Origin of the sequence: Nonomuraea composti (assembly GCF_012034275.1) — a bacterium.
GTDB lineage: Bacteria > Actinomycetota > Actinomycetes > Streptosporangiales > Streptosporangiaceae > Nonomuraea > Nonomuraea composti.
Genome location: NZ_JAATEP010000065.1, coordinates 37,003 through 56,724, shown reverse-complemented (window position 1 = coordinate 56,724; position 19,722 = coordinate 37,003). Strand labels below are relative to the sequence as shown.

Annotated in this window: 20 protein-coding genes; 11 read left to right on the top strand and 9 right to left on the bottom strand. The window is 72.4% G+C overall.

From position 1 onward, the window contains the following. The 3 genes from HCN51_RS49845 to HCN51_RS49835 form a co-directional block, all read right to left on the bottom strand. Positions 1–335, bottom strand: a 335-nt coding sequence (locus HCN51_RS49845; RefSeq protein WP_346434088.1) for a carbohydrate-binding protein, incomplete at its 3' end; no start/stop codon positions are given. A gap of 125 nt (positions 336–460) precedes the next feature. Next, positions 461–1,189: an aspartate/glutamate racemase family protein gene (locus HCN51_RS49840; RefSeq protein WP_168019581.1), complete on the bottom strand. Its 729-nt coding sequence runs from the start codon at positions 1,187–1,189 to the stop codon at positions 461–463. Further along, a complete protein-coding gene (locus HCN51_RS49835) occupies positions 1,186–2,646 on the bottom strand; it encodes an NCS1 family nucleobase:cation symporter-1 (RefSeq protein ID WP_240974063.1) in 1,461 nt (486 codons plus the stop codon). The genes HCN51_RS49840 and HCN51_RS49835 overlap by 4 nt, the downstream gene beginning before the upstream one ends. 106 nt (positions 2,647–2,752) lie before the next feature. Here HCN51_RS49835 and HCN51_RS49830 point away from each other — a divergent pair, with 106 nt between their 5' ends. From HCN51_RS49830 to HCN51_RS49810, 5 genes are all read left to right on the top strand, one after another. After that, positions 2,753–3,367, top strand: a complete 615-nt coding sequence (locus HCN51_RS49830) for a helix-turn-helix domain-containing protein (protein WP_168019568.1) — start codon at positions 2,753–2,755, stop codon at positions 3,365–3,367. A gap of 62 nt (positions 3,368–3,429) precedes the next feature. Further along, a complete protein-coding gene (locus HCN51_RS49825; protein ID WP_155128320.1) occupies positions 3,430–3,768 on the top strand; it encodes a luciferase domain-containing protein in 339 nt (112 codons plus the stop codon). Positions 3,769–3,834: 66 nt separating this feature from the next. Next, a complete protein-coding gene (locus HCN51_RS49820; protein ID WP_168019564.1) occupies positions 3,835–5,082 on the top strand; it encodes a Tm-1-like ATP-binding domain-containing protein in 1,248 nt (415 codons plus the stop codon). Positions 5,083–5,218: 136 nt separating this feature from the next. Continuing rightward, positions 5,219–6,034, top strand: a complete 816-nt coding sequence (locus HCN51_RS49815; RefSeq protein ID WP_168019562.1) for a phosphoenolpyruvate hydrolase family protein — start codon at positions 5,219–5,221, stop codon at positions 6,032–6,034. An 8-nt stretch (positions 6,035–6,042) separates the two neighbouring features. Then, on the top strand, positions 6,043–6,459 hold the full coding sequence (locus HCN51_RS49810) for a cupin domain-containing protein (protein ID WP_168019560.1): 417 nt from the start codon (positions 6,043–6,045) through the stop codon (positions 6,457–6,459). On the opposite strand, the gene HCN51_RS49805 is transcribed toward HCN51_RS49810, so the two are convergent. Genes HCN51_RS49805 through HCN51_RS49785 form a run of 4 tightly spaced genes read right to left on the bottom strand, consistent with a single transcriptional unit; the run spans position 6,446 to position 10,017 of the window. Next, positions 6,446–7,402, bottom strand: a complete 957-nt coding sequence (locus tag HCN51_RS49805; RefSeq protein WP_168019559.1) for a catechol 2,3-dioxygenase — start codon at positions 7,400–7,402, stop codon at positions 6,446–6,448. The two genes, HCN51_RS49810 and HCN51_RS49805, sit on opposite strands and share 14 nt — an antisense overlap. Next, the gene (locus tag HCN51_RS49795) at positions 7,399–8,607 is read right to left on the bottom strand and encodes a 4-oxalomesaconate tautomerase (RefSeq protein WP_346434087.1); all 1,209 of its coding nucleotides are present in this window, start codon (positions 8,605–8,607) and stop codon (positions 7,399–7,401) included. The genes HCN51_RS49805 and HCN51_RS49795 overlap by 4 nt, the downstream gene beginning before the upstream one ends. Further along, on the bottom strand, positions 8,597–9,289 hold the full coding sequence (locus tag HCN51_RS49790; RefSeq protein ID WP_168019557.1) for a 4-carboxy-4-hydroxy-2-oxoadipate aldolase/oxaloacetate decarboxylase: 693 nt from the start codon (positions 9,287–9,289) through the stop codon (positions 8,597–8,599). Before HCN51_RS49790 ends, HCN51_RS49795 begins: the two co-directional genes overlap by 11 nt. Continuing rightward, positions 9,286–10,017, bottom strand: a complete 732-nt coding sequence (locus tag HCN51_RS49785; RefSeq protein WP_168019555.1) for a PIG-L family deacetylase — start codon at positions 10,015–10,017, stop codon at positions 9,286–9,288. The genes HCN51_RS49790 and HCN51_RS49785 overlap by 4 nt, the downstream gene beginning before the upstream one ends. 121 nt (positions 10,018–10,138) lie before the next feature. On the opposite strand from HCN51_RS49785, the gene HCN51_RS49780 reads away from it, so the two are divergent. Then, the gene (locus tag HCN51_RS49780) at positions 10,139–10,933 is read left to right on the top strand and encodes an NAD(P)-dependent oxidoreductase (protein WP_168019553.1); all 795 of its coding nucleotides are present in this window, start codon (positions 10,139–10,141) and stop codon (positions 10,931–10,933) included. Between the two features lie 43 nt (positions 10,934–10,976). On the opposite strand, the gene HCN51_RS49775 is transcribed toward HCN51_RS49780, so the two are convergent. Next, positions 10,977–11,618, bottom strand: coding sequence for an FCD domain-containing protein (locus tag HCN51_RS49775; protein ID WP_168019551.1), 642 nt, complete (start codon positions 11,616–11,618; stop codon positions 10,977–10,979). A gap of 205 nt (positions 11,619–11,823) precedes the next feature. On the opposite strand from HCN51_RS49775, the gene HCN51_RS49770 reads away from it, so the two are divergent. From HCN51_RS49770 to HCN51_RS49750, 5 genes are read left to right on the top strand one after another with little or no spacing between them, the layout of a single operon-like run. After that, positions 11,824–12,315, top strand: coding sequence for a hypothetical protein (locus HCN51_RS49770; protein WP_168019550.1), 492 nt, complete (start codon positions 11,824–11,826; stop codon positions 12,313–12,315). Continuing rightward, positions 12,315–13,856, top strand: a complete 1,542-nt coding sequence (locus tag HCN51_RS49765; protein WP_168019548.1) for a hypothetical protein — start codon at positions 12,315–12,317, stop codon at positions 13,854–13,856. The genes HCN51_RS49770 and HCN51_RS49765 overlap by 1 nt, the downstream gene beginning before the upstream one ends. A gap of 5 nt (positions 13,857–13,861) precedes the next feature. Continuing rightward, positions 13,862–15,196: a vWA domain-containing protein gene (locus HCN51_RS49760; protein WP_168019546.1), complete on the top strand. Its 1,335-nt coding sequence runs from the start codon at positions 13,862–13,864 to the stop codon at positions 15,194–15,196. A 12-nt stretch (positions 15,197–15,208) separates the two neighbouring features. Then, entirely contained in the window at positions 15,209–16,324 is a 1,116-nt protein-coding gene (locus tag HCN51_RS49755; protein ID WP_168019544.1) for an ATP-binding protein, read from the top strand. After that, the gene (locus tag HCN51_RS49750; protein ID WP_168019542.1) at positions 16,321–19,128 is read left to right on the top strand and encodes a DUF5682 family protein; all 2,808 of its coding nucleotides are present in this window, start codon (positions 16,321–16,323) and stop codon (positions 19,126–19,128) included. The genes HCN51_RS49755 and HCN51_RS49750 overlap by 4 nt, the downstream gene beginning before the upstream one ends. 102 nt (positions 19,129–19,230) lie before the next feature. Here the strand turns inward: HCN51_RS49750 and HCN51_RS49745 are convergent, their stop codons facing one another. Beyond that, positions 19,231–19,686, bottom strand: a complete 456-nt coding sequence (locus tag HCN51_RS49745) for a MerR family transcriptional regulator (protein WP_168019540.1) — start codon at positions 19,684–19,686, stop codon at positions 19,231–19,233. Between the last annotated feature and the right edge of the window lie 36 nt (positions 19,687–19,722).

Below are 19,722 nucleotides of genomic sequence, written 5' to 3'. Positions count from 1 at the left end.
CTGACGCTGGTGTCGGTGACGCCGGTCGAGCGGAGGTTGCCGGGCACGCTCGGCGCGGTGGTGTCGGTGCCGCCGCCGGTCGCGACCTTCCACAGGGCCGGTACGTTCGGCGGCTCCCAGCCGGGCTGGGAGGTGTGGGCCTGCACGCACTCGTACTCGACGCCGTTGTACGTGACGCGCGCGCCCGCCGCGTACGCCGTCCAGGCCGCCCATTCGGCGGCGGCGAGCCGCACGGTGGAGGCGGCGGCCGTGGGCGGGGCGATGACGGCCGCGGTGAGCGGCAGCGATAACGCCGCCAGCCCGGCCAGGACCTTGCTCAGGATGGTGTGTCTCATGATGCTCCGACATCCGGTTGGGGGGTGTACAGGGGGTGGGATGCCTAGGAAACTATTAGGAAAGTTTCCTTTTAGTTATGGGCCGACGGTATCCCCAACCTGCGGAACGAGTCAATACGTGACGGTCAGATCGTGAAATCGCGCAGTAAACCGGAGTAACGCTTGGGCAGCGGCCGGGCGTACTCGCCGCGGGTGCTCGTCCGCAGGCCGAGAGCCGCCAGCGACTCCGCGAAGCGGGTCGCCGCGCCCACCCCCTCGATCACCGGCACCCCCGTGACCCGCGACACCTCCGCGCAGAAATCGGCCATGCCCGCGCAGCCCAGCACGATCACGTCGCTGCCGTCCCGCTCCAGCGCCGCCGCGCACAGCTCGATCACCGCCTTCCTGGCCGGCGGCTCCTCCAGGGCCAGGACCGGGACGTCGCAGGCGTGCACGCCCGCGCACGCGGCGCCGAAGCCGTAGCGGTGGGCCAGCTCCCAGGCCCGGCCGGTCGTCCTGGCCAGCGTGGTCACCACGCTGAAGCGCCGGCCGACCAGCGTGGCGGCGTGCATGGCGGCCTCCGCGACGCCGATCACGGGGCCGGTTGCCAGCTCGCGGGCCGCGTCCAGGCCGGGGTCGCCGAAGCAGGCGATGACGTACGCGTCCACCCCCTCCCGCTCGCCGGCCGCGATCTCGGCCAGCACCCCCGGCACGGCCAACGCCTCGTCGTAGTGACTCTCGATCGACTCGGGCCCCATGGCCGGGCTCACCGCCGTGACGGAGGTCCCCGGGGACGCCACCGCCCTGGCGCGACGGCCGATGGCGGCGGTCATGGCCAGGGCGGTGTTCGGATTGATCACGCGGATGTGGGTCATGCGGGGACGATCCGCGGCGTACGGCGCTCCAGCACGACCATCGCCACGAACCCGAGCCCGCAGCCCAGGAACCAGCTGTAGTCCGCGATCCACGCCAGGCCGGCGGCCGTGACCAGCTTCGGCACCAGGACCGAGGCGATGGCGGGCACGCCGCTGAGCACCATGGCCCACACGGCGTTGCGGTTGTATCCCCGGTCGAACCAGTAGCGCCCGCCCGGGTCCAGCGTGAACAGCTCGTCCACCGCCACCCGCTGCCGCGCGCAGACGTAGTAACCGGCGATCAGGATGCCGAACAGCGGTCCGATCAGCGCCCCCAGCAGGCCCAGCGTGTAGTGGATGGCGTCGGGGTTGCCGTACCAGTTCCACGGCGTCAGCAGCACCGACCCGACCGCGGCGATCATCCCGCCGGTGCGCCAGCTGATGCGCTGCGGGCTGACGTTGGAGAAGTCGAAGGCCGGTGAGATGAAGTTGGCCACGATGTTGATGCCGACCGTGGCGATCACGAAGGTCAGCCCGCCCAGCAGGATCGCGAACGGCGTGTCGATGCGCTGCACCGTGTGGATCGGATCGGTGATCAGCTCGCCGAAGACCGGCACGGTGGCCGAGGCCGTGATCACCGTCAGCAGCGAGAAGAACAGGAAGTTGACCGGCAGGCCGAGGAGGTTGCCGCGCTTGACGGCCCGGAACGAGCGCCCGTACCGGGAGAAGTCCCCGAAGTTCAGCATCGGCCCGGAGAAGTACGACACGACCAGCGCGATCGCGCTCAGCATCACCGGGATCGACTCGGCGAACCCGAGGCTGCGCCCCTGCGACAGGTCCAGGCTGACGTTCTCCCAGCCCGCCTGGCTGACCAGGTAGCCGGCCAGCACGACCATGACCACGTACACGGCGGGCCCGGCCCAGTCCACGAACCGGCGGATCGCGTCCATGCCGCGCCAGAACACCGCCGCCTGCGCCACCCACAGGATGGCGTAGCAGAGGTAGCCGAGCACGGACAGGCCGAGGAAGCTCGGCTCGTTCAGCGCCGCCGTGGCGGGCCAGAACTTGAGGAAGATGATGATCAGCGACTGCGAGGCCAGGTACGTCTGCACGCCGTACCACGCGATCGCGATCGCGCCGCGCACGATGGCCGGGATGTTCGCGCCGAGCACCCCGAAGACGGCGCGGTTGATCACCGGGTACGGCACCCCGGTCACCTGGCTCGGCCTGGCCACCAGGTTGCAGAAGACGTTGACGATGATGATGCCGGCCAGCAGCGCGAACAGCACCTGCCAGCTCGCCAGGCCGAGCGCGAACAGGCTGCCCGCGGTCACGTAGCCGCCGACGCTGTGCACGTCGGACATCCAGAAGGCGAAGATGTTGTACGACGACCAGGTCTGCTCGCGCAGCGGGGCCAGATCCTCGTTGGTGAGCCGGGGGTCGTAGGAAGGGGCGGGGGCGACGGTGGGCTGTGTCATCTGCGGCATCCTTGGGGGGTAGGTCGCCGGACGGTGTTAAGTCATCACTTAACACCTGGGTTCGAGGGCGCGCATTGCGCCCGTGTTAACACCCCGTGAAGGAGCCATGGAGGACCTGGAGGCGGTCAGCGGCGAGCGGCTCGGCCGCCGGCTGCGGGAGCTGCGCGCCCGCTCCGGCAAGTCGCTGCGGGCGGTGGCCCGCGAGCTGGGCATCTCGGCCAGCGCCGTGTCGCAGATCGAGCGCGGCACGATGCGGCCCTCGGTGAGCCGGCTGATCGCCTACACCTCGGCCATCGGGGTGCCGCTGGCCGCCGTGTTCGACCCGCGGGAGGAGCGCGGGCCCGCGCCGGGCCAGGCCGGGGAGCGGGATCCGGCTCCCGAGCTCGCCGTGCGGCGGGCGGGGCAAGTGGCGCCGATCCGGCTCGGCGGCGGGGTGACGTTCCGGCGGTTGTCGCCCGGCCCCACGCCCGACGTCGAGTTCTTCGAGTCCACCTATCCGCCGCACGCCGTCTCCACCGCTCACGGCCGGTTCCTGCGGCACGAGGGGTACGAGGTCGGCACGGTGACGGCGGGGGAGCTGACGATCGAGTTCGAGTCGGAGGTCGTCACCCTGGCCGAGGGCGACTCGGTCACGTTCCCGTGCAGCCGCCCGCACATCATCGGCAACCGCTCCGGCACCGTGACGGCGGTGGCCATCTGGCTGATCGTGCACGCCCGATAACGGTTGCGGAACGGACCATGACGCCGCGTACGCGCATCCCTCAGCATGGAGGTGTGGCAGGGATGACCGCCTGGCGGCGGGAGGCTGAACGTCGGGGGCCGTACGTGGCCCGAGCGGTGGCGGAGCTGAGGTCGTGGCCCGCGCTCGCGGCGCGCGACGGCCGGCGCGGCACGACGTTCGCCGTGAGCGGCACCGAGATCGTCCGGCTCAGCGGCGCCGACGAGATCCAGGTGCGCCTGACGGCCCCGGCCATCGACCGGCTGCGGCCCTACCTGAGCACGTGCGAGCAGGTGCAGGCGTGCGAGGACCGCGCCTGGGTGGCGGTGTACGTCGACGCCGAGCCGGACCTGGCGCTGCTGCTCGCCCTGACCAGTGTGGCCATCAAGGCTCACGTGCCCTGAGAGGCGTGACGGCCCGCACCGCGGGGGAGGCTGCACTGTGGCGGCGAACCCGGAGGAGGAGCGGTCATGGCCGTATTACTGATCGGGACCCTCGACACCAAGGGCGCGGAGTACGCCTACGTGCGTGACCTCGTCACGGCGGCCGGGCAGGAGGTGGTGCTGCTCGACGCAGGGGTGGTGGGTGATCCCGGGCTGCCCGTCGACGCGCCCGCGCTGGTCGCCGACGTGCCGGCGCAGGTCGTCGCCGAGGCGGGCGGGGCCAGCCTGGCGCGGCTCAGGAGCGACGGCGACCGCGGCGCCGCCCTGCGGGTCATGGCCGACGGTGCCGCGCGGCTCGCCAGAGACCTGTGGGAGCGCGGCCGGCTGAGCGGCGTGCTGGCGCTCGGCGGCAGCGGCGGCTCCTCGATCGCGGCGGCCGCCATGGCGGCGCTGCCCGTCGGGGTGCCCAAGCTGCTGGTCTCCACGATGGCGAGTGGCGACGTCTCCCCGTACGTCGGGCAGAGCGACGTGACGCTCATGTACAGCGTCGTCGACGTCGCGGGGATCAACGCGATCTCCCGCCCCATCCTCGGCAACGCGGCGGCGGCGATCGCCGCGATGGCCGCCGCCTACGACGCGCGCCGCCGCGAGGCGCCGCGCGACGACCGGCCCCTGGTCGCGGCCACGATGTTCGGGGTGACCACGCCCGCCGTGACCGCCGCCCGGGCCCGGCTGGAGGAGCTGGGCTACGAGGTGGTCGTCTTCCACGCCACCGGCTCCGGCGGGCGCGCCATGGAGGCCCTGATCAGGGACGGCTACTTCGCCGGCGTGCTCGACCTGACCACCACCGAGCTGGCCGACGAGCTGGTGGGCGGCGTCCTGTCGGCGGGACCCGACCGCCTGTCCGCCGCCGGGGCCGCCGGCGTGCCGCAGGTGGTCAGCCTGGGCGCGGTCGACATGGTCAACTTCGGCCCGATGGACACCGTCCCCGAGCGGTTCGCGCGGCGGCGGCTGCTGGTGCACAACCCGACCGTGACGCTGATGCGCACCACGGCGGAGGAGTGCGCCGCGATCGGCCGGCAGATCGGCGCCAAGCTGGCCGCCGCCACCGGTCCGGTGGCGCTGTTCGTGCCGCGCGGCGGCGTGTCCGCCGTGGACGTCGAGGGCGGCCCGTTCCACGACCCCGCGGCCGACGCCGCCTGCTTCGATGCCGTGACGGAGGCGGTGGCGGGCACCGGCGTCCAGGTGGTGGACAGCGACGACGACATCAACCAGCCCCGGTTCGCGGTCGCCGCCGCCGACCGGCTGCACGAGCTGATCCAGAAATCGGGCTGATCCAGACACTGGGCTGATCCAGACACTGGGCTGATCCAGACACTGGGCTGATCCAGACACTGGGCTGATCCAGACATCGGGCTGATGCAGGAATCGAGCCGATCCCAAAGATCGAGCTGATCCGGAAAGGAGCGGTATGAACCGCGACGAGGCGCTCAGCAGGCTCAGGGCCGAGCAGAAGAGCGGCCGGCTCGTCATCGGGGCCGGCGCGGGCACCGGGCTGTCCGCCAAGGCGGCCGAGCTGGGCGGCGCCGATCTGATCATCATCTACAACTCCGGCCGGTTCAGGATGGCCGGGCGCGGCTCGCTGGCCGGGCTGATGCCGTACGGCGACGCCAACGCGATCGTGGTCGAGATGGCCGGCGAGGTGCTGCCGGTCGTCAAGGACACCCCCGTGCTGGCCGGCGTCTGCGGCACCGACCCGTTCCGGCTCATGCCGCAGTTCCTCGACCAGCTCAAGGCCATGGGCTTCGCCGGCGTCCAGAACTTCCCCACGGTCGGCCTCATCGACGGCGTCTTCCGGGCGAACCTGGAGGAGACCGGCATGGGCTTCGACCTGGAGATCGAGATGATCCGGCTGGCCGCCGAGCGCGGCCTGCTCACCGCCCCGTACGTGTTCACCCCCGAGCAGGCCACGGCCATGGCGCGGGCGGGCGCCGACATCATCGTGCCGCACATGGGCCTGACCACGAAGGGCACCATCGGCGCCAAGACCGCGCTCACCCTCGACGAGTCGGCCGTGCGCGTCCAGGAGATGCGCGACGCCGCCGTCGCCGTGAACCCCGACATCATCGTCCTGTGCCACGGCGGCCCCATCGCCGAGCCCGACGACGTCGCCTACATCCAGGCGCGCACCAGCGGCGTCGCGGGCTTCTTCGGCGCCTCCTCCATGGAGCGCCTGCCCGCCGAGCGCGCCATCGCCGACCAGCTACGGGCCTTCAAGGGCCTTTAGGAGAACGCATGCACCGCAGACCGGACGACGTGCCGACCATGGTCTTCGACTGGGGCTCGATCAAGTGGCACGTGACGCCCGGCAGCGTGCCGGGCGCCTCGTCCACGTTCGGCGAGGTCGTGATCAACCCGGGCAAGGGGCACGACCGCCACCAGCACCCCCTCTCCGACGAGGTGCTCTACATCATCGAAGGGGAGGGCAGGCAGACGGTCGGCGACGGGCCCGAGTTCGCGGTCACGGCCGGCGACGCCGTCTACATCCCGATGGGCACGATGCACTCGACGTTCAACACGGGGTGGCGGCCCCTGCGGATCATCGCCACGTACACGCCGGGCGGCGCCGAGGAGGCGCTGCGCGACCTGCCGGACTTCGTCGAGCTGGCACCGGGCGAGCAACCTGCCTGGGAGGCCGTCAAGCCGGGCTGACCGGCGGCGTCCCGTGCGTGTGGAAGGACTCGATCGTCTTCAGCCCCCACGCCTGGCCCTTGGCGCGCTCGGCCTCCGTCCACGTGATGGTCCGCCAGTCAGGGGCCAGGATGAGCCTGGTCAGCGGGTTGCACAGCTCGACGCGGTTGCCGCCGGGCTCGTAGACGTACAGGAAGAACGTCTGCTGGATGGCGTGCTTGTGCGGGCCCGTCTCGATGAAGACGCCGCTCTCCAGGCAGATGTCGGCCGCGCGCAGGATGTCCTCGCGCGCGTTCGTGGCGAAGGCGACGTGGTGCAGGCGGCCGGACGAGCCCGACCAGTCGTCGGTGTAGACGAGGTCGTACGACTTGCTCGCGAAGTGCAGCCACTGGGCCGAGACGCGGCCGGAGTCGAGCATGATCTGCTCGGTGACGCGCGCGCCGAGCACGTCCCGGACGAACGCGCCGTTCGCCGCGGCCTCGGCGGCCAGGAAGTTGACGTGGTCGAGGCGGCGCACGCCGACGCCGTGCCCGGGGAACGCCTGGGGCTGGTTCTTCAGCGCCGGGCGCAGCTCCTCGGGCGCCTCGTACCACTCCGACTCCCAGTACAGCCGGAACTCGTGGCCGTCGGGGTCGCGGAAGGCGTAGGTGGGGCCGCGGCCCGGCTCGCCGTCGCGCCAGCCGATGCCGAGGCCCGCGTCCTTGATCGCCAGCACCCGGCGGTCGAGCGCCTCCTGGCTGCTCGCCCGCAGGCCCGTCGCCCGGATGCCCGAGGTGTGGTGCGCGGTCAGCGTCAGGCTGTGGTGCTCGTAGTCGTCGTAGGTGCGCAGGTGGACGGAGTCGCCGTCCTGGCTCGCGGCCGTCATGCCGAGGATCTCGGTGAAGAACCACAGGCTGCGCTCGGGCTGGGGAGTGAGCAGTTCGACGTGGCCGAGATGGGCGACGTCGTGCAGCAGCGCGTTCACGGATTTCCTTCCCGCGGGTAGACCGTTCCGTCGAAGAGCTTGCGCGCGGTGCGGACGTTGGCCGCCCGCACCGCGGTCGGCGGGTCGGTGGACAGGTCGAGTTCCACCTCCACCTCCAGGTGCCCGGTCGGATGCTCGACGTCGAACCGCCCGCCCACAGTCGGGTGCTCGACGTCGAACCGGCCCCCTCCGGTCGGATGCTCGACGTCGAACCGCCCGCCCACAGTCGGGTGCTCGACGTCGAACCGGCCCCCTCCGGTCGGGTGCTCGACGTCGAACCGGCCGCCCCCGGGCAGGCGGGCGTGCCGGCCCGCCACGCCGCCCGGCAGCAGCGCGGCCGTCACGACGCTGATCGCGCCCAGCACCCCGATCGCCGCGTGCGGCCGGACCGGGATGAACGTGCGCGTGCACAGCACGCCGCCGTCCCTCGGCGGGGCGACCAGCGTGGTCTTCGGCACCGACGCGGCGCTCACGTCGCCGAGCCCCATCAGCTCGCCCGCCTGGAGCCGCAGCGACTGGATCCGGTCGAGCAGCGCGGCGTCCCGCGCCAGCTCCTCGTGCGGCTCGTAACCGGTGATCCCCAGGTCTTGGGCCGCCGCGACGACGACCGGCATGCCGTTGTCGACGCAGGTCACCTCCACGCCGTCGATCACGTCCAGCACCCGGCCGGTCGGCAGCAACCCGCCGGTCGCCGAGCCGGCCGTGTCCTCGAACCCCAGCACGACCGCCGCGGCCGTGCCCGGCACGCCCGAGATCGCGGTGCCGCCCCGGTAGTCCACCCGGCCGCCCGGCGTCGGGAAGCTCGCGGTGGCGAAGCCGCCCGTGTTCACCAGGCGGATCCGCACGTCCGTACGGTCGCCGCCCGGCTCCACCAGCCCCCGCTCCACGGCGAACGGGCCGACGCCCGCCAGGATGTTGCCGCAGTTCTGGCGGGCGGAGACGACCGGCTCGTCCACCGCCACCTGGAGGAAGAGGTAGTCCACGTCCGCGGACGGGTCCGCGCCGGCCGAGACGACGGCGACCTTGCTGGTCAGCGGGTGCGCGCCGCCGATGCCGTCGATCTGGCGCGGGTCGGGGCTGCCCAGGACGCGCAGCAGCAGGCCGTCGCGCTCCCCGGGGTCCGCCGGCAGGTCCCCCGCCAGGAAGTACGCGCCCTTGGAGGTGCCGCCGCGCATCAGCATGCAGCGCACGCCCTCATCGGTCACCGTCGAACTCCTCGTAGGTGATGCCCAGCGCCGGCAGGCGCTCGCGCAGGCCGTACCGGTCGAGGCCCAGCTCGCCCTTGAGGAAGGCGGCGCGGGTGGTGGCCTCCTTGTCCGCGCGGGCGGCGGAGGCGGCGATGGCCCGGTCGAGGTCCGTGCGCGGGCAGACGAGCACGCCGTCGTCGTCGGCGAGGATCGTGTCGCCGGGCCTGATGAGCTGCCCGCCGATCGTGACCGGCACGTTCACCGCGCCCGGGGTGGCCTTCACCGTGCCCTGCGCGCTGACGGCCGCGCTCCAGGCCGGGAAGCCCATCGCGCGCAGCTCCGCCACGTCCCGCACGCCCGCGTTGACCACCACCCCGCGCACCCCGCGATAGCGCAGCGCGGTCGCGAACAGCTCACCGAACATGCCGTCCGTGGACGGCGACGTCGTGGTGACGACCAGGATGTCGCCGATCTGGCACTGCTCGACCGCGACGTGGATCATCAGGTTGTCGCCCGGCCAGCACAGCACGGTGACCGCGTTCCCGCCCGTCCGCGCGCCCGGCCAGGCGGGGCGCAGCCCGGGGCCGAGGTAGCCGGTGCGGCCCAGCGCCTCGTGCACGGTCGCGACGCCGTACGAGGCCAGCGTGTCGATCCGGCCGAGGTCGGCGCGCGGGATGCCGGTGACGACCACGTTCCTCACGACAGCACGTCCGTGACCTGCGGGTACAGCCGCATGTACGCCTCGCCCATCGTGTCGTGCGCCAGCCCCAGGTTCGGGCCCGCGTTGCGCTTGAGCTGCACGCCGCGGCGCCTGGCCAGGTCGGTGTAGTAGTCCCACATGTGCTGCTGGGCCGGCAGGCACTCCATCGCCTTGCGCTTCGCGCCGAACACCGGCGTGATGTCGAGCAGCACGTCCGGCTTGAAGTCGCACTGCTCCGGCTGGTGCGGCTCGAAGAAGAACACGGGCGGCGCGCCCAGCGGCTCGCCCGGCGCGTCGTACCCGATGGCCTGCGCCAGCACCCGCGCCTGCAACGCCATCCGGGCCGCCGCCGGATGGTCACCGTTGTACGGGTCGGCCGGCGGGTGCGTCAGCACCACGCCGGGCACCACCTCGCGGTAGACGCCGACCAGCCGGTCCACCAGCTCCCGGCTCTCCACCAAAGGGTAGTCGCCCGCGTCGAGGAACTCGATCTCGGCGCCCAGCGCCGCGGCGGCGTGCTCCGCCTCCTCACGCCGGATCGCCTTGATCTCCTCCAGCGTCTTGCCCGCGCGCCACGCCCTCGCGGACTCGCCGCGCTCGCCGTAGCTGAGGCACACCACCTTGGCGCGCTCGCCGCGGCTCGTGGCCAGGGCTATCGCGCCGCCCGCGCGCCAGACGAAGTCGCCGGCGTGCGCGCTGATCACCAACAGGGTACGAGGAGAGGTCACTTCGCTGACGCTAGGAGCGTGGCGACTATATTGTCAACACTTTCTCTGGTTGTGGCGGGTATGTGGCGAGCTGTGCCTTGTTATCGCACAATATTGTTAACCATAAGGAAGGAGTGGCGGCATGGACGCACCCCGGGTGGCACTGCTCGGTTACGGCGAGGTCGGTCGCGTTCTCGCCGTCGGGCTGGCGGGGAAGGTGCCGCTGCGCGTGTACGACCCCGCGTACCCGCCAGGCGATGCGGAGGGGTTCGCGCTGGTCGCCCGCAACGCCGACGCCGTGCGCGAAGCCGACGTCGTCATCGCCGTGACCACCGGGGCCGACAGCCGCAGCGCCGGCGCCGAGTCCCGCCCCCACCTGCGGCGGGGCGTCCTCTACGCCGACCTGTCCACCGGCGCGCCCGGCGACAAGCGGCAGCTCGCCGAGCTGCTGGAGCCGGTCGGCGCGGCGGTCGTGGACGGCGCGATCATGGCTCCGGTCCCATTGCGGGGCCTCGCCACCCCGATCCTGGCGAGCGGCCCTGAGGCGGAGCGGTTCGCCGCGCTCGCGGGCGGCCTCGGCATGTCCGTGACGCCGATCGGGGGCGTGCCCGGTGACGCCGCCGCCCGGAAGCTGCTGCGCAGCGTGCTGGTCAAGGGGTTGAGCGCGCTCGTCATCGAGGCGCAGCGGGCCGCCGGGGAGGCCGGGCTGGGGGAGTGGTTCTGGGGGCATCTGGTGGAGACCGTCACGTCGGCCGACGAGGAGTTCGTGGTGCGGCTGCTGCAGGGCGCGGGGCAGCACGGCGTACGGCGGGTGCACGAGATGGAGGCCGCCACCCGCATGCTGGAGTCGCTGGGCGTGCCGCACACGATGACCAGCGCCACGACCGCGACCCTCGACGAGGTCACCCGCACCGGCGTCCCGACCATCCCCTCGTGAGGCGTCGGCCGGGGGTGGCCTCCAGGGCCTTGGCCCCGAGAGGTCAGTCGGGAGCGGCCTCCAAAGCCTTGGCGACGCTGCGCAGGTGCTGCTGCATGGCCGTCTGCGCCGCCTCCGGGTCGCGCGCCACGATGGCCGCCACGATCAGCTCGTGCTGCGGCAACGACACCGCCGCCCGTCCCGGCTGCCGGGCCAGCCGGAACTTGTGCCGCACCACCTGCGCCCCCAGCCGCTCGATGATCGCCGCGGACGTCCGGTGCTCCGCGATCCGGCGCACCTCCGCGTGCAGCTCGGCGTTCAGCTCCGAGTAGCGATCGAGGTCGTTGCGCTCCACCGCCGCCCGCATGTCGGCGACGATCTCCCGCAGCCGCGCGGCCTGCTCGGGCGTGACCCGCTCGGCCGCCTTGGCGGCCGACAGCCCCTCCAGCACCATCCGCACCTCCGTGATCTCGACGGCCTCCGCCTTCGAGATCGCCCGGACGCGGGCGCCCTTGTTGCGTAGGATCTCGACCAGCCCCTCGCCGGCGAGCTCCTTGAACGTCTCGCGCACGGCGGCGCGCGGGGCGCCGAACTGCTCGCACACGTCCGCCTCGACCAGCCGCTGGTTGGGCACGAAGTCCCCGCCGAGTATGGCCGCCCTGACCCGGTCGGTCAGCGTCTCCGCGTGCGGGGGCCCTGAGCTCACGCCGTCCTCCTCCGTGTCCTGATGGACAATATTATGGACAATCCCTCCCGATCGTGCGCGCCCCGCCCTCGCCGGGAGCTTTGATCATTTACCCGAAGTCTGTCGGTGGCCTCCGGTAAGTTCCCGGGCAATTGATCAGCCGGCCGCGCGGGTGCGGGCACTTCCGCCTGCCCTCCCGAGCCGGCGGGCGGGAGGTTCTGAGGTCGTGGACGCGGACAAAACCGCGTGGGAGCAGCGCAGCGTGGCCCGGGTGGTGCCACCCGTCGAGCCGCGCAAGCTGGCGAAGGTGCCCTTCGTCGAGCTGGCCGACGGCCGGCTGCAAGGAGTCGTGTCGAGCGGATCCGACATCGAACGGGTCTACGTCTCGTCGATCACGGCGGGCACCCACGCGCTGAGCTGCAGCACCAACAACAACCGGCCGTGCGGCGCGCTGCACGGCTACGCGTGCAAGCACATCCGCATGCTGGCCGACGAGGCCGTCGTCCAGTACGGGCTCGACCGGGTGGCCCGCTACCTGCGGGTCGAGGTGCCCGAGGGCGGCCACCTGATGCACGAGATCACCGGGCACGTCGAGCGCACCCCGGCGGCCGTCGTGTTCAGCCGGTTCCTGCGCCACCTCGCCTACCTGGAGGTGCCCGACAGCACGGAGCCGCTGGCCGAGCTGCACTGGTTCCCGGCGACAGGGGCGGTGAAGTGATGCTCGACGTACAGCTGAGCGAGCTGCTGGGCGAGGCTCCCGCAGGGGTCGGTGAGGCGCTCGACCTGGTGGCGGGGTTCGACGGCGCGCTCACCCACGGGCTGGCCCGGATCGGCGAGGAGCCGGCCGCGGCGCTGGCCGCCCTGGCGGGCGCGCTGGCGGGCAGCCCCATCGGCGAGCGGGTGGCCGAGGCCGTGGAGAAGGTGACGGCCGGGTCCGTCGCCGACGAGCACCTGGCGGCGCTGGCGGGCGCGCGGGCCGCGCTGTTCGGCGCGGTGCACGACGCGCTGCTCACCCGCCTCGACACGGCGCTGGGCCGCACCCGCGCCCCCTGGCCGCTCGCCTCCGCCCCAGGAGGCGACTCTGCGAGCGGCTCCACGGACGGTCCGGCGGGCGGCTCTTCCGGCGAGCCGGCGGGCGGCGGCGCGGGGGTGCCTGACAACCTGCTGGCCGGGTGCCGGGTCTGGCTGCGTGAGCTGGCCATCGTCGGCTGGCGCGGCGTCGACCACGACCTGGTCTCCGCGGCCGACCAGACGATCGAGGCGCTGCTGGCCGTGCCCGAGCTGCGCGGGCTGGCGGTGCTGCTCGACGGGCTGGCCGCGGAGCTGCGGGCGTCGAGCCCGGTCGCCACGATGGACCGGCTGCCCGCCCGCAGGTGGGCCGACCTGTGGACGCGTGCCATGCTGCTGTCGCAGCACGGCCCCTGGCACGCCGGCGGGCCCGGCGCCGAGCGGGCCGCAGGGGCAGGGAGCGGGCAACCCGGCGCCACGTGGGCCGCAGGGGCCGGGGGCCCTGGAGGCGTCGAGCTGGTGTCGGGTCGGTTGCTGATCCTGGGTGCCGACGTGCACGAGCACGCCACCGTCGTCCGCGTCCAGATCCACGCGGTCCTCGAGCCGGCCGGCGGCGGGCCCGCGAGGCTGGTCCGCGCGAGCATGGCCGCCGCCAAGGTGGACACCATCGTCGGGCCGACCGTGTGGAAGCTCCTGCGCGACCAGCCCGTGCTGCTGTCCGCGCTGGCCCAGCACCGCAGCGTGGAGATCACCGACATGCGGCTGCTGCCCGGCGGCGACCTCGTGTGGGAGAACCACCGGGCGCGCGCCGCGGAAGAGAGCGACCCGTTCGCCACGGCGCGGATCCAGCTCGCCGGCGCGACGCCGCCGCCGGTGACGCCGCTCGACCGGCATCCCGTACGCATCGCCGAGCCCGTCCTCGTCGAGGGTTACAAGTGCGACGGCCAGAGCGTCGACCTGGGCGGCAACAAGCTCCCGCTCGACCTCGACCGGCTGCCGTCCTGCGGCCCGCTCACGCCGGCGCTGCTCAAGGCGTCCACGGCGTGCATCGGGCTGGTGCGCTGGGACGGCGGGCAGTGGTCGCTGCAGCCGCTCGCCGTGCAGGCGTCGGTCAAGAAGCAGCCGGTCGCCGCGCACAACGGCGACTGGGCGCTCGGCCCCACCGACCCCAAGGTGGCCAAGGCCGAGGCGAAGAACGGCGACGTGGTCGCGGTGCTGCGCGAGCGAGCGGGACGGCTGCTGCGGAAATGACAGAGATGACGGAAACGACGGACATGCCCTCCGAGGCGGGCGGGCAGAGCGCCGACGAGACGCGGCGGCAGGTGCTCTACTGGCGGCTGATGTCGCGGCTGTTCAGCCCCGACGAGCAGCCCGCGCTGGAGACCGCCAGCCTCGGCATCGTCGGCGACCTCGGCCTGCCGCTCGCGCTGCTCGACCCCGGCGTGTCGGTCGACAACCTGGTGCAGCGCTTCCCCGACCTGGCCGCCGAGTTCGAGGGCCTGATGGCCGACAAGGAGCACGCGGCGGGCGACGAGGTGCGCCGCGCGGCGCTGGTCTCCAAGCTGCTGCTGAACGTGTTCGCGACCGGCTCGGGCAACGTCACCGCGGGCCAGCTCGAAAGCTGGAAGCAGGACGCGGCCTGGTTCGAGCGCGGCATGGGCTGCGAGGCGGGCGGGTTGCGCCACAGCCCCGGCAACGAGGAGCTGGCCAAGGTCCTCGCCGGCCTGGAGGGCGACCTGGTCAAGCGCATGCACCTGCGTGAGGTGCTCGCCGACCCGGCGCTGGCCGCGCAGCTCACGCCGAGCATGTCGCTCATCGAGCAGCTGCTGCGCGACAAGTCGAACCTGTCGGGCGTGGCGCTGGCCAACGCCAAGGCGCTGATCCGCAAGTACGTGGACGAGGTCGCCGAGGTGCTGCGTACCCAGGTGGAGAAGACCAGCGCGGGCGTGATCGACCGGTCGGTGCCGCCCAAGCGGGTCTTCCGCAACCTCGACGTGCAGCGCACGATCTGGAAGAACCTCACGAACTGGAGCGCCGAGGACGAGCGCCTCTACGTCGACCGGCTCTTCTACAAGCAGACCGCGCACCGCACCACGCCGGCCAGGCTGATCGTGGTCGTCGACCAGTCGGGCTCCATGACGGACTCCATGGTCAACTGCACGATCCTGGCCTCGATCTTCGCGGGGCTGCCGAAGGTGGACGTGCACCTCATCGCATACGACACCAGGGCCATCGACCTGACGCCGTGGGTGCACGACCCGTTCGAGGTGCTGATGCGCACGAACCTCGGCGGCGGCAACAACGGGCCGGTCGCGATGGCCATGGCCCGCCCCAAGATCAGCGATCCGCGTAACACCGTGATGGTCTGGATCTCCGACTTCTACGAGTTCGGCGCCTCACAGCCGCTCTACGAGGGCATCGAGGCCGTGTACCGGTCGGGCGTGAAGTTCATCCCCGTCGGCTCGGTCAACAGCTCCGGCGTGCAGAGCGTCGATCCGTGGTTCCGCAAGAAATTCAAGGACCTGGGCACCCCGGTGATCTCGGGCCACATCCACAAGCTCGTCTTCGAGCTCAAGAACTTCCTCACTTAGGAGACACCCCCGATGAGTGACGACATGCTGCGCGCCCCCGCAGAGGTGAAGTACGCGGAGGAGCTCGACTACCTGGAGTCGATCGACAACGGCCCCAAGCCGTTCACGTGGCGGCTCAGCCCGCGCATGATCCGGATGTTCATCCTCGGCTCCGAGCGCTCCGACGGCATCGACCGGGAGATCCCGCAGAAGTGGTTCGGCGACCGCAGCTTCGTCGAGCGCGCCATCGTGACGCTGGACTCCGACCGGGGCCTGCTGCTGATCGGCGACCCGGGCACCGGCAAGAGCTGGCTGGCCGAGCTGCTGGCGGCGGCGATCTGCCGCAACTCGACCCTGGTGGTGCAGGGCACGGCCGGCACCACGGAAGACCACATCAAGTACTCGTGGAACGTCTCCATGGTCATCGCCAAGGGCCAGTCGCGCGAGTCGATGATCCCCTCGCCGATCATGACGGCGATGGAGCGCGGCGTGATCGGCCGCTTCGAGGAGCTGACCCGCTCCACCAGCGACGTCCAGGACGCGCTCATCTCGATCCTGTCGGAGAAGTACGTCTCCATCCCCGAGCTCGACGACGACAACATCGTCTTCGCCCAGCCCGGCTTCTCCATCATCGCCACCGCCAACAGCCGCGACCGGGGCGTCAACGACCTGTCCTCGGCGCTCAAGCGGCGCTTCAACTTCGTCCGCATCCCGGTCGTGACCAACAAGAAGAGCGAGGCGGAGATCGTCCGCTTCCGCACCGAGGAGCTGCTGCGCCGGCACCAGATCGAGCTGGACCTGCCGCCCACGCTGCTCGACATCCTGCTGCAGAGCTTCGCCGACCTGCGCTCGGCGGCGGCCTCGGCCACCAGCGACGACGAGAAGCTGGAGTCGGCGCTGTCCACGGCCGAGCAGATCGGCGTGCTGGAGGACGCCATCCTGCACAGCCACTTCTTCGGCGACCGGGTGCTGCGCGCCCAGACGCTGGCCTCGTCGCTGGTCGGCTCGCTGGCCCGGCGCAGCCCCGAAGACCTGGCGATCCTCAACAAGTACTGGCACGGCGTCGTCGAGCCGCGCAGCAAGAAGGCCGGCGGCGAGTGGCCGGAGTTCCTCGAGGGCGGCCGCGAGGCCATCTCGACGCTCTCATGACCGGCCGTACGAGCACCGGGGACGGCGCCCCGGCGAGCGCTCACGACAGCCCCTTCGGCGCGCTGCGCGAGCAGCTCCTCGACGCCGCCGAGCAGTTCGCCGGCAGCCCCGTCGCCGTGTCCGGCATCCTGTCGGGCCTGGTCGACGACGTGGACCGGGCGCTGTGCGAGGAGCTGGAGATCTTCCCGGTCTGCCACCACTCGCCGGCCTCCGCGCTGGCGATGGTGCGCAGGCTGCGCGAGAAGCAGCCGAAGGTCATCTACCTGGAGCTGTGCGAGGACCTGCAGCCGCTGCTGACCGAGCTGCGCAACTGCCGGCTCCCGGTGGCGCTGCAGGCGTTCGCGACCGACCTCGACGGCTTCCCCAAGGAGTCGGCGCCGCTCAGCGTGGTGGCGCCCATCACGGAGGCGTCGGCCGAGTACCAGGCCATCTCGTACGCGCTGGAGACCCCGGGCGTGGAGCTGGTGCTGGTGGACCGCTCGGTCGACCACGTCTTCCAGTGGGACGGCAAGGAGGAGCCCCCGCCCGCCCAGGCGAAGGAGGAGGGCGCCGGGCTGCACGGCGACGCGGTCGGCGTCGAGATCGGCGACCTGCGCCCGCGCTTCGCCGAGCTGGAGGAGCACCTGCTGCACCACGGCAAGGTGCGCCACTGGTCGGAGTGGTGGGACCAGTACGTCGAGCAGCCCCTGTCCGGCGCCGACTACGACACCTACCGCCAGGTCATGGTGCTGATCGGCAGCCTGTTCCGCCGGCTGCGCCCCGACGACGACGCCCGCACGACCGTGGACGAGGACCGCGAGCGCTACATGTGGACCAGGATGCGCGAGCACCTGGCCGCCTCCGGCGCCGACCCGGCCGACTGCCTGTACGTGTGCGGCGCCTTCCACGCCGCCAGCCACGTCGAGCAGTTCGGCCTGCGCTCCACGGCCGCCTTCGAGATCAGCCCGCGCACGGGCACGAAATGGCTGTACGGCCTCATCCCGTCCAGCCACTCGGCCATCGAGGCGCAGTTCGGGCTCGCCTCGGGCTCAGTGTCGATCGCGGCGGCCACCTGGGCCAAGGCACTCACCCGCAGCAGGCTGACCCCGTTCCAGCTCGAAGGGCAGAAGGGCGCGCGCAAACGCGCGGCCAAGCTGCCCCCGCCCGTTCCCCAGGGCGAGGTGGCCGACAAGCTGACCGGCTTCCTGTCCAGGCCGCCCGCGCTCGACCCGCTCGACGACGCCGAGCTGGTCAACTGGTCGGTGGACATCGTCCGGCTGGCCCGCCGCAACGGCTACCTGGCCAGCACCGCCGACGCGATCGCCGTCTACGAGACCTCGATCCTGCTCGCGGGCATGCGCAACCGCGCCAGGCCCACCCCGTACGACTTCCAGGACGCCGCCGTCACCTGCATCGAGAAGGACGCCGTGCCGGGCCGGCGCGACGTCCGGCGGCTGTGCGAGATCCTGCTCGGCGGCGACCGGCTCGGCGAGGTCGGCTACGACGCGCTGCCGCCGCTGGCCAGGAACGTCTACGACCGGCTCGCGCCGCTCGGCCTCGACCTGGAGAAACGCACGATCCAGCGGGCGCTGCTCGACCTGAACGCCCAGCCCGAGCTGGTGCCCTGCTCCGACCTGCTGTGGATGCTGCGCTACCTGCTGCCGTCCGACGCGGTGCGGCCCATCATGGGCGAGCGCCGGCTCGGCGAGCGCTCCATCCAGGAGAGCTGGGACCTGGCGTTCGGCAAGCACCAGCGCTCGATCATCGAGCTCGGCTACGAGGGCGTCACCATCGAGCAGGTGCTGGAGCAGCGGCTGCGGCGCTCGGTGCACGACCCCAAGGCCACGGCGGCGGTCGCGCTGGCGGCGGTCGAGGACTCCATCCTGTTCCTCGGCAGCCGGCGCTTCGCCGACGAGCTCGGCGCGCGGGCGGTGGAGCTGCTCGCCGCCGAGCGCACCGTGGACGACGCGCCCGAGGTGCTGCGCCGCATCCGGCGGCTGCTCGCCTACTACCGGGCCAACGAGCCGGAGCTGCCCGCCTGGTGCGAGTCGTTCGTGACGGCCGGCTACGCGCACTACTGCACGCTGCTGCCGACCGCGTTCGTGGACGACGAGACGGGCGTGCGGCAGGTGGCGGCCATGCTGGGCTTCCTGTTCACCATGGAGAGCCTGGCGCTGGCGCTCGGCTGCGACCGGGCCCAGCTCGAGCTCGCGGTGCGGCAGTCGCACCCGGAGGCGCCCGACAAGGTGGCACTGCTGTGGGCGGCCCACCACCAGCTCGGGCTGCTGCCGATCGCCTCGCTGCGGGCGCGGGTGGACGAGCTGCTGGCCAACCCGCTGGTGATCCCGTCGTTCCCGCGCTACATCATGGGGTTCGTGCAGGCCATGGAGCCGGCTCCCGGCCTGTCGGGATTCGTGGTGGAGGTGATCTCCAAGGCGTTCGGCCGGCTGCCCGACAACGTGCTGCTGCCGTGGCTGCCCAAGCTGATCACCACCCTGCGCGACGGGGCGGCGGAGCTGGTGCCGGTGCTCATCCGGGAGGCGGGACGCACGTTCCCAGGCTCGCTGACGGCCGTGGACGCCTGGACGCCGCCGTGGACCCCGCGCCCCAAATCCGCCGCCACCACCTCCGCACCGGTGGCCGCCGGGCCGGTCGCCTCGCTGCTCGGCGCCCATCCGGACGCCTGCGACGCGGTGGCGGGGCTGCTCGGCTGCGCAGGCGAGTGGCGGGTGGCCGGGGCGGCCGAGAGCGAGCACCAGGAGGTGAGCGCCCTGCTGGCCGAGCATCCTGAGCCGGTGCTGGCGGTCGCGGGCCTGCTGACCTGACACCCCTCGGGCCGCGCGCGGGCCCCGGCTCACGCGTCCGCTGAGCAGCGGGTACAGGCGTCCGCTCACGCGCCGGCCGGTCGGCGGACGCGGGGCCTTGGCTCACGCGCCGGCCGGTCGGCGGGCGTGGGCCTCGGCCCGGTCGTCCGCCGGCCGGTGGGCGTGGGCCTCGGCCCTTTCACCCGCCGGCCGGCGGGCGCGGTCCAGCCACGGCATGCGCGCGGCCACCTGGTCGCGCAGCCGGGTCAGGGTGGCGATGCGCTCGTCCAGGGCGGCCAGGCGCCGCTCGGCCACCTCGTAGTCGGCCTCGCAACTCGGGTGGTAGCAGATCACCGGCGGCAGGTCACCGTCCAGGTGCGGCAGGAACGACCGCACGTCCTCGACGGTGAAGCCGGACGTCAGCAGGTCGCGGATGTTGCGCACGCGGCGCGCCGCGTCCGGCCCGTAGACGCGGTAACCGGCCGGCGTGCGCTCGGAGGTGAGCAGGCCCTGCTCCTCGTAGAAGCGCAGGGCACGAGGGGTGGTGCCGGTCTCGCGGGCCAGTTCGCCGATGAGCATGTCGCGGGTCGTTCCCTTCGCTTGTACGTCCGGTCG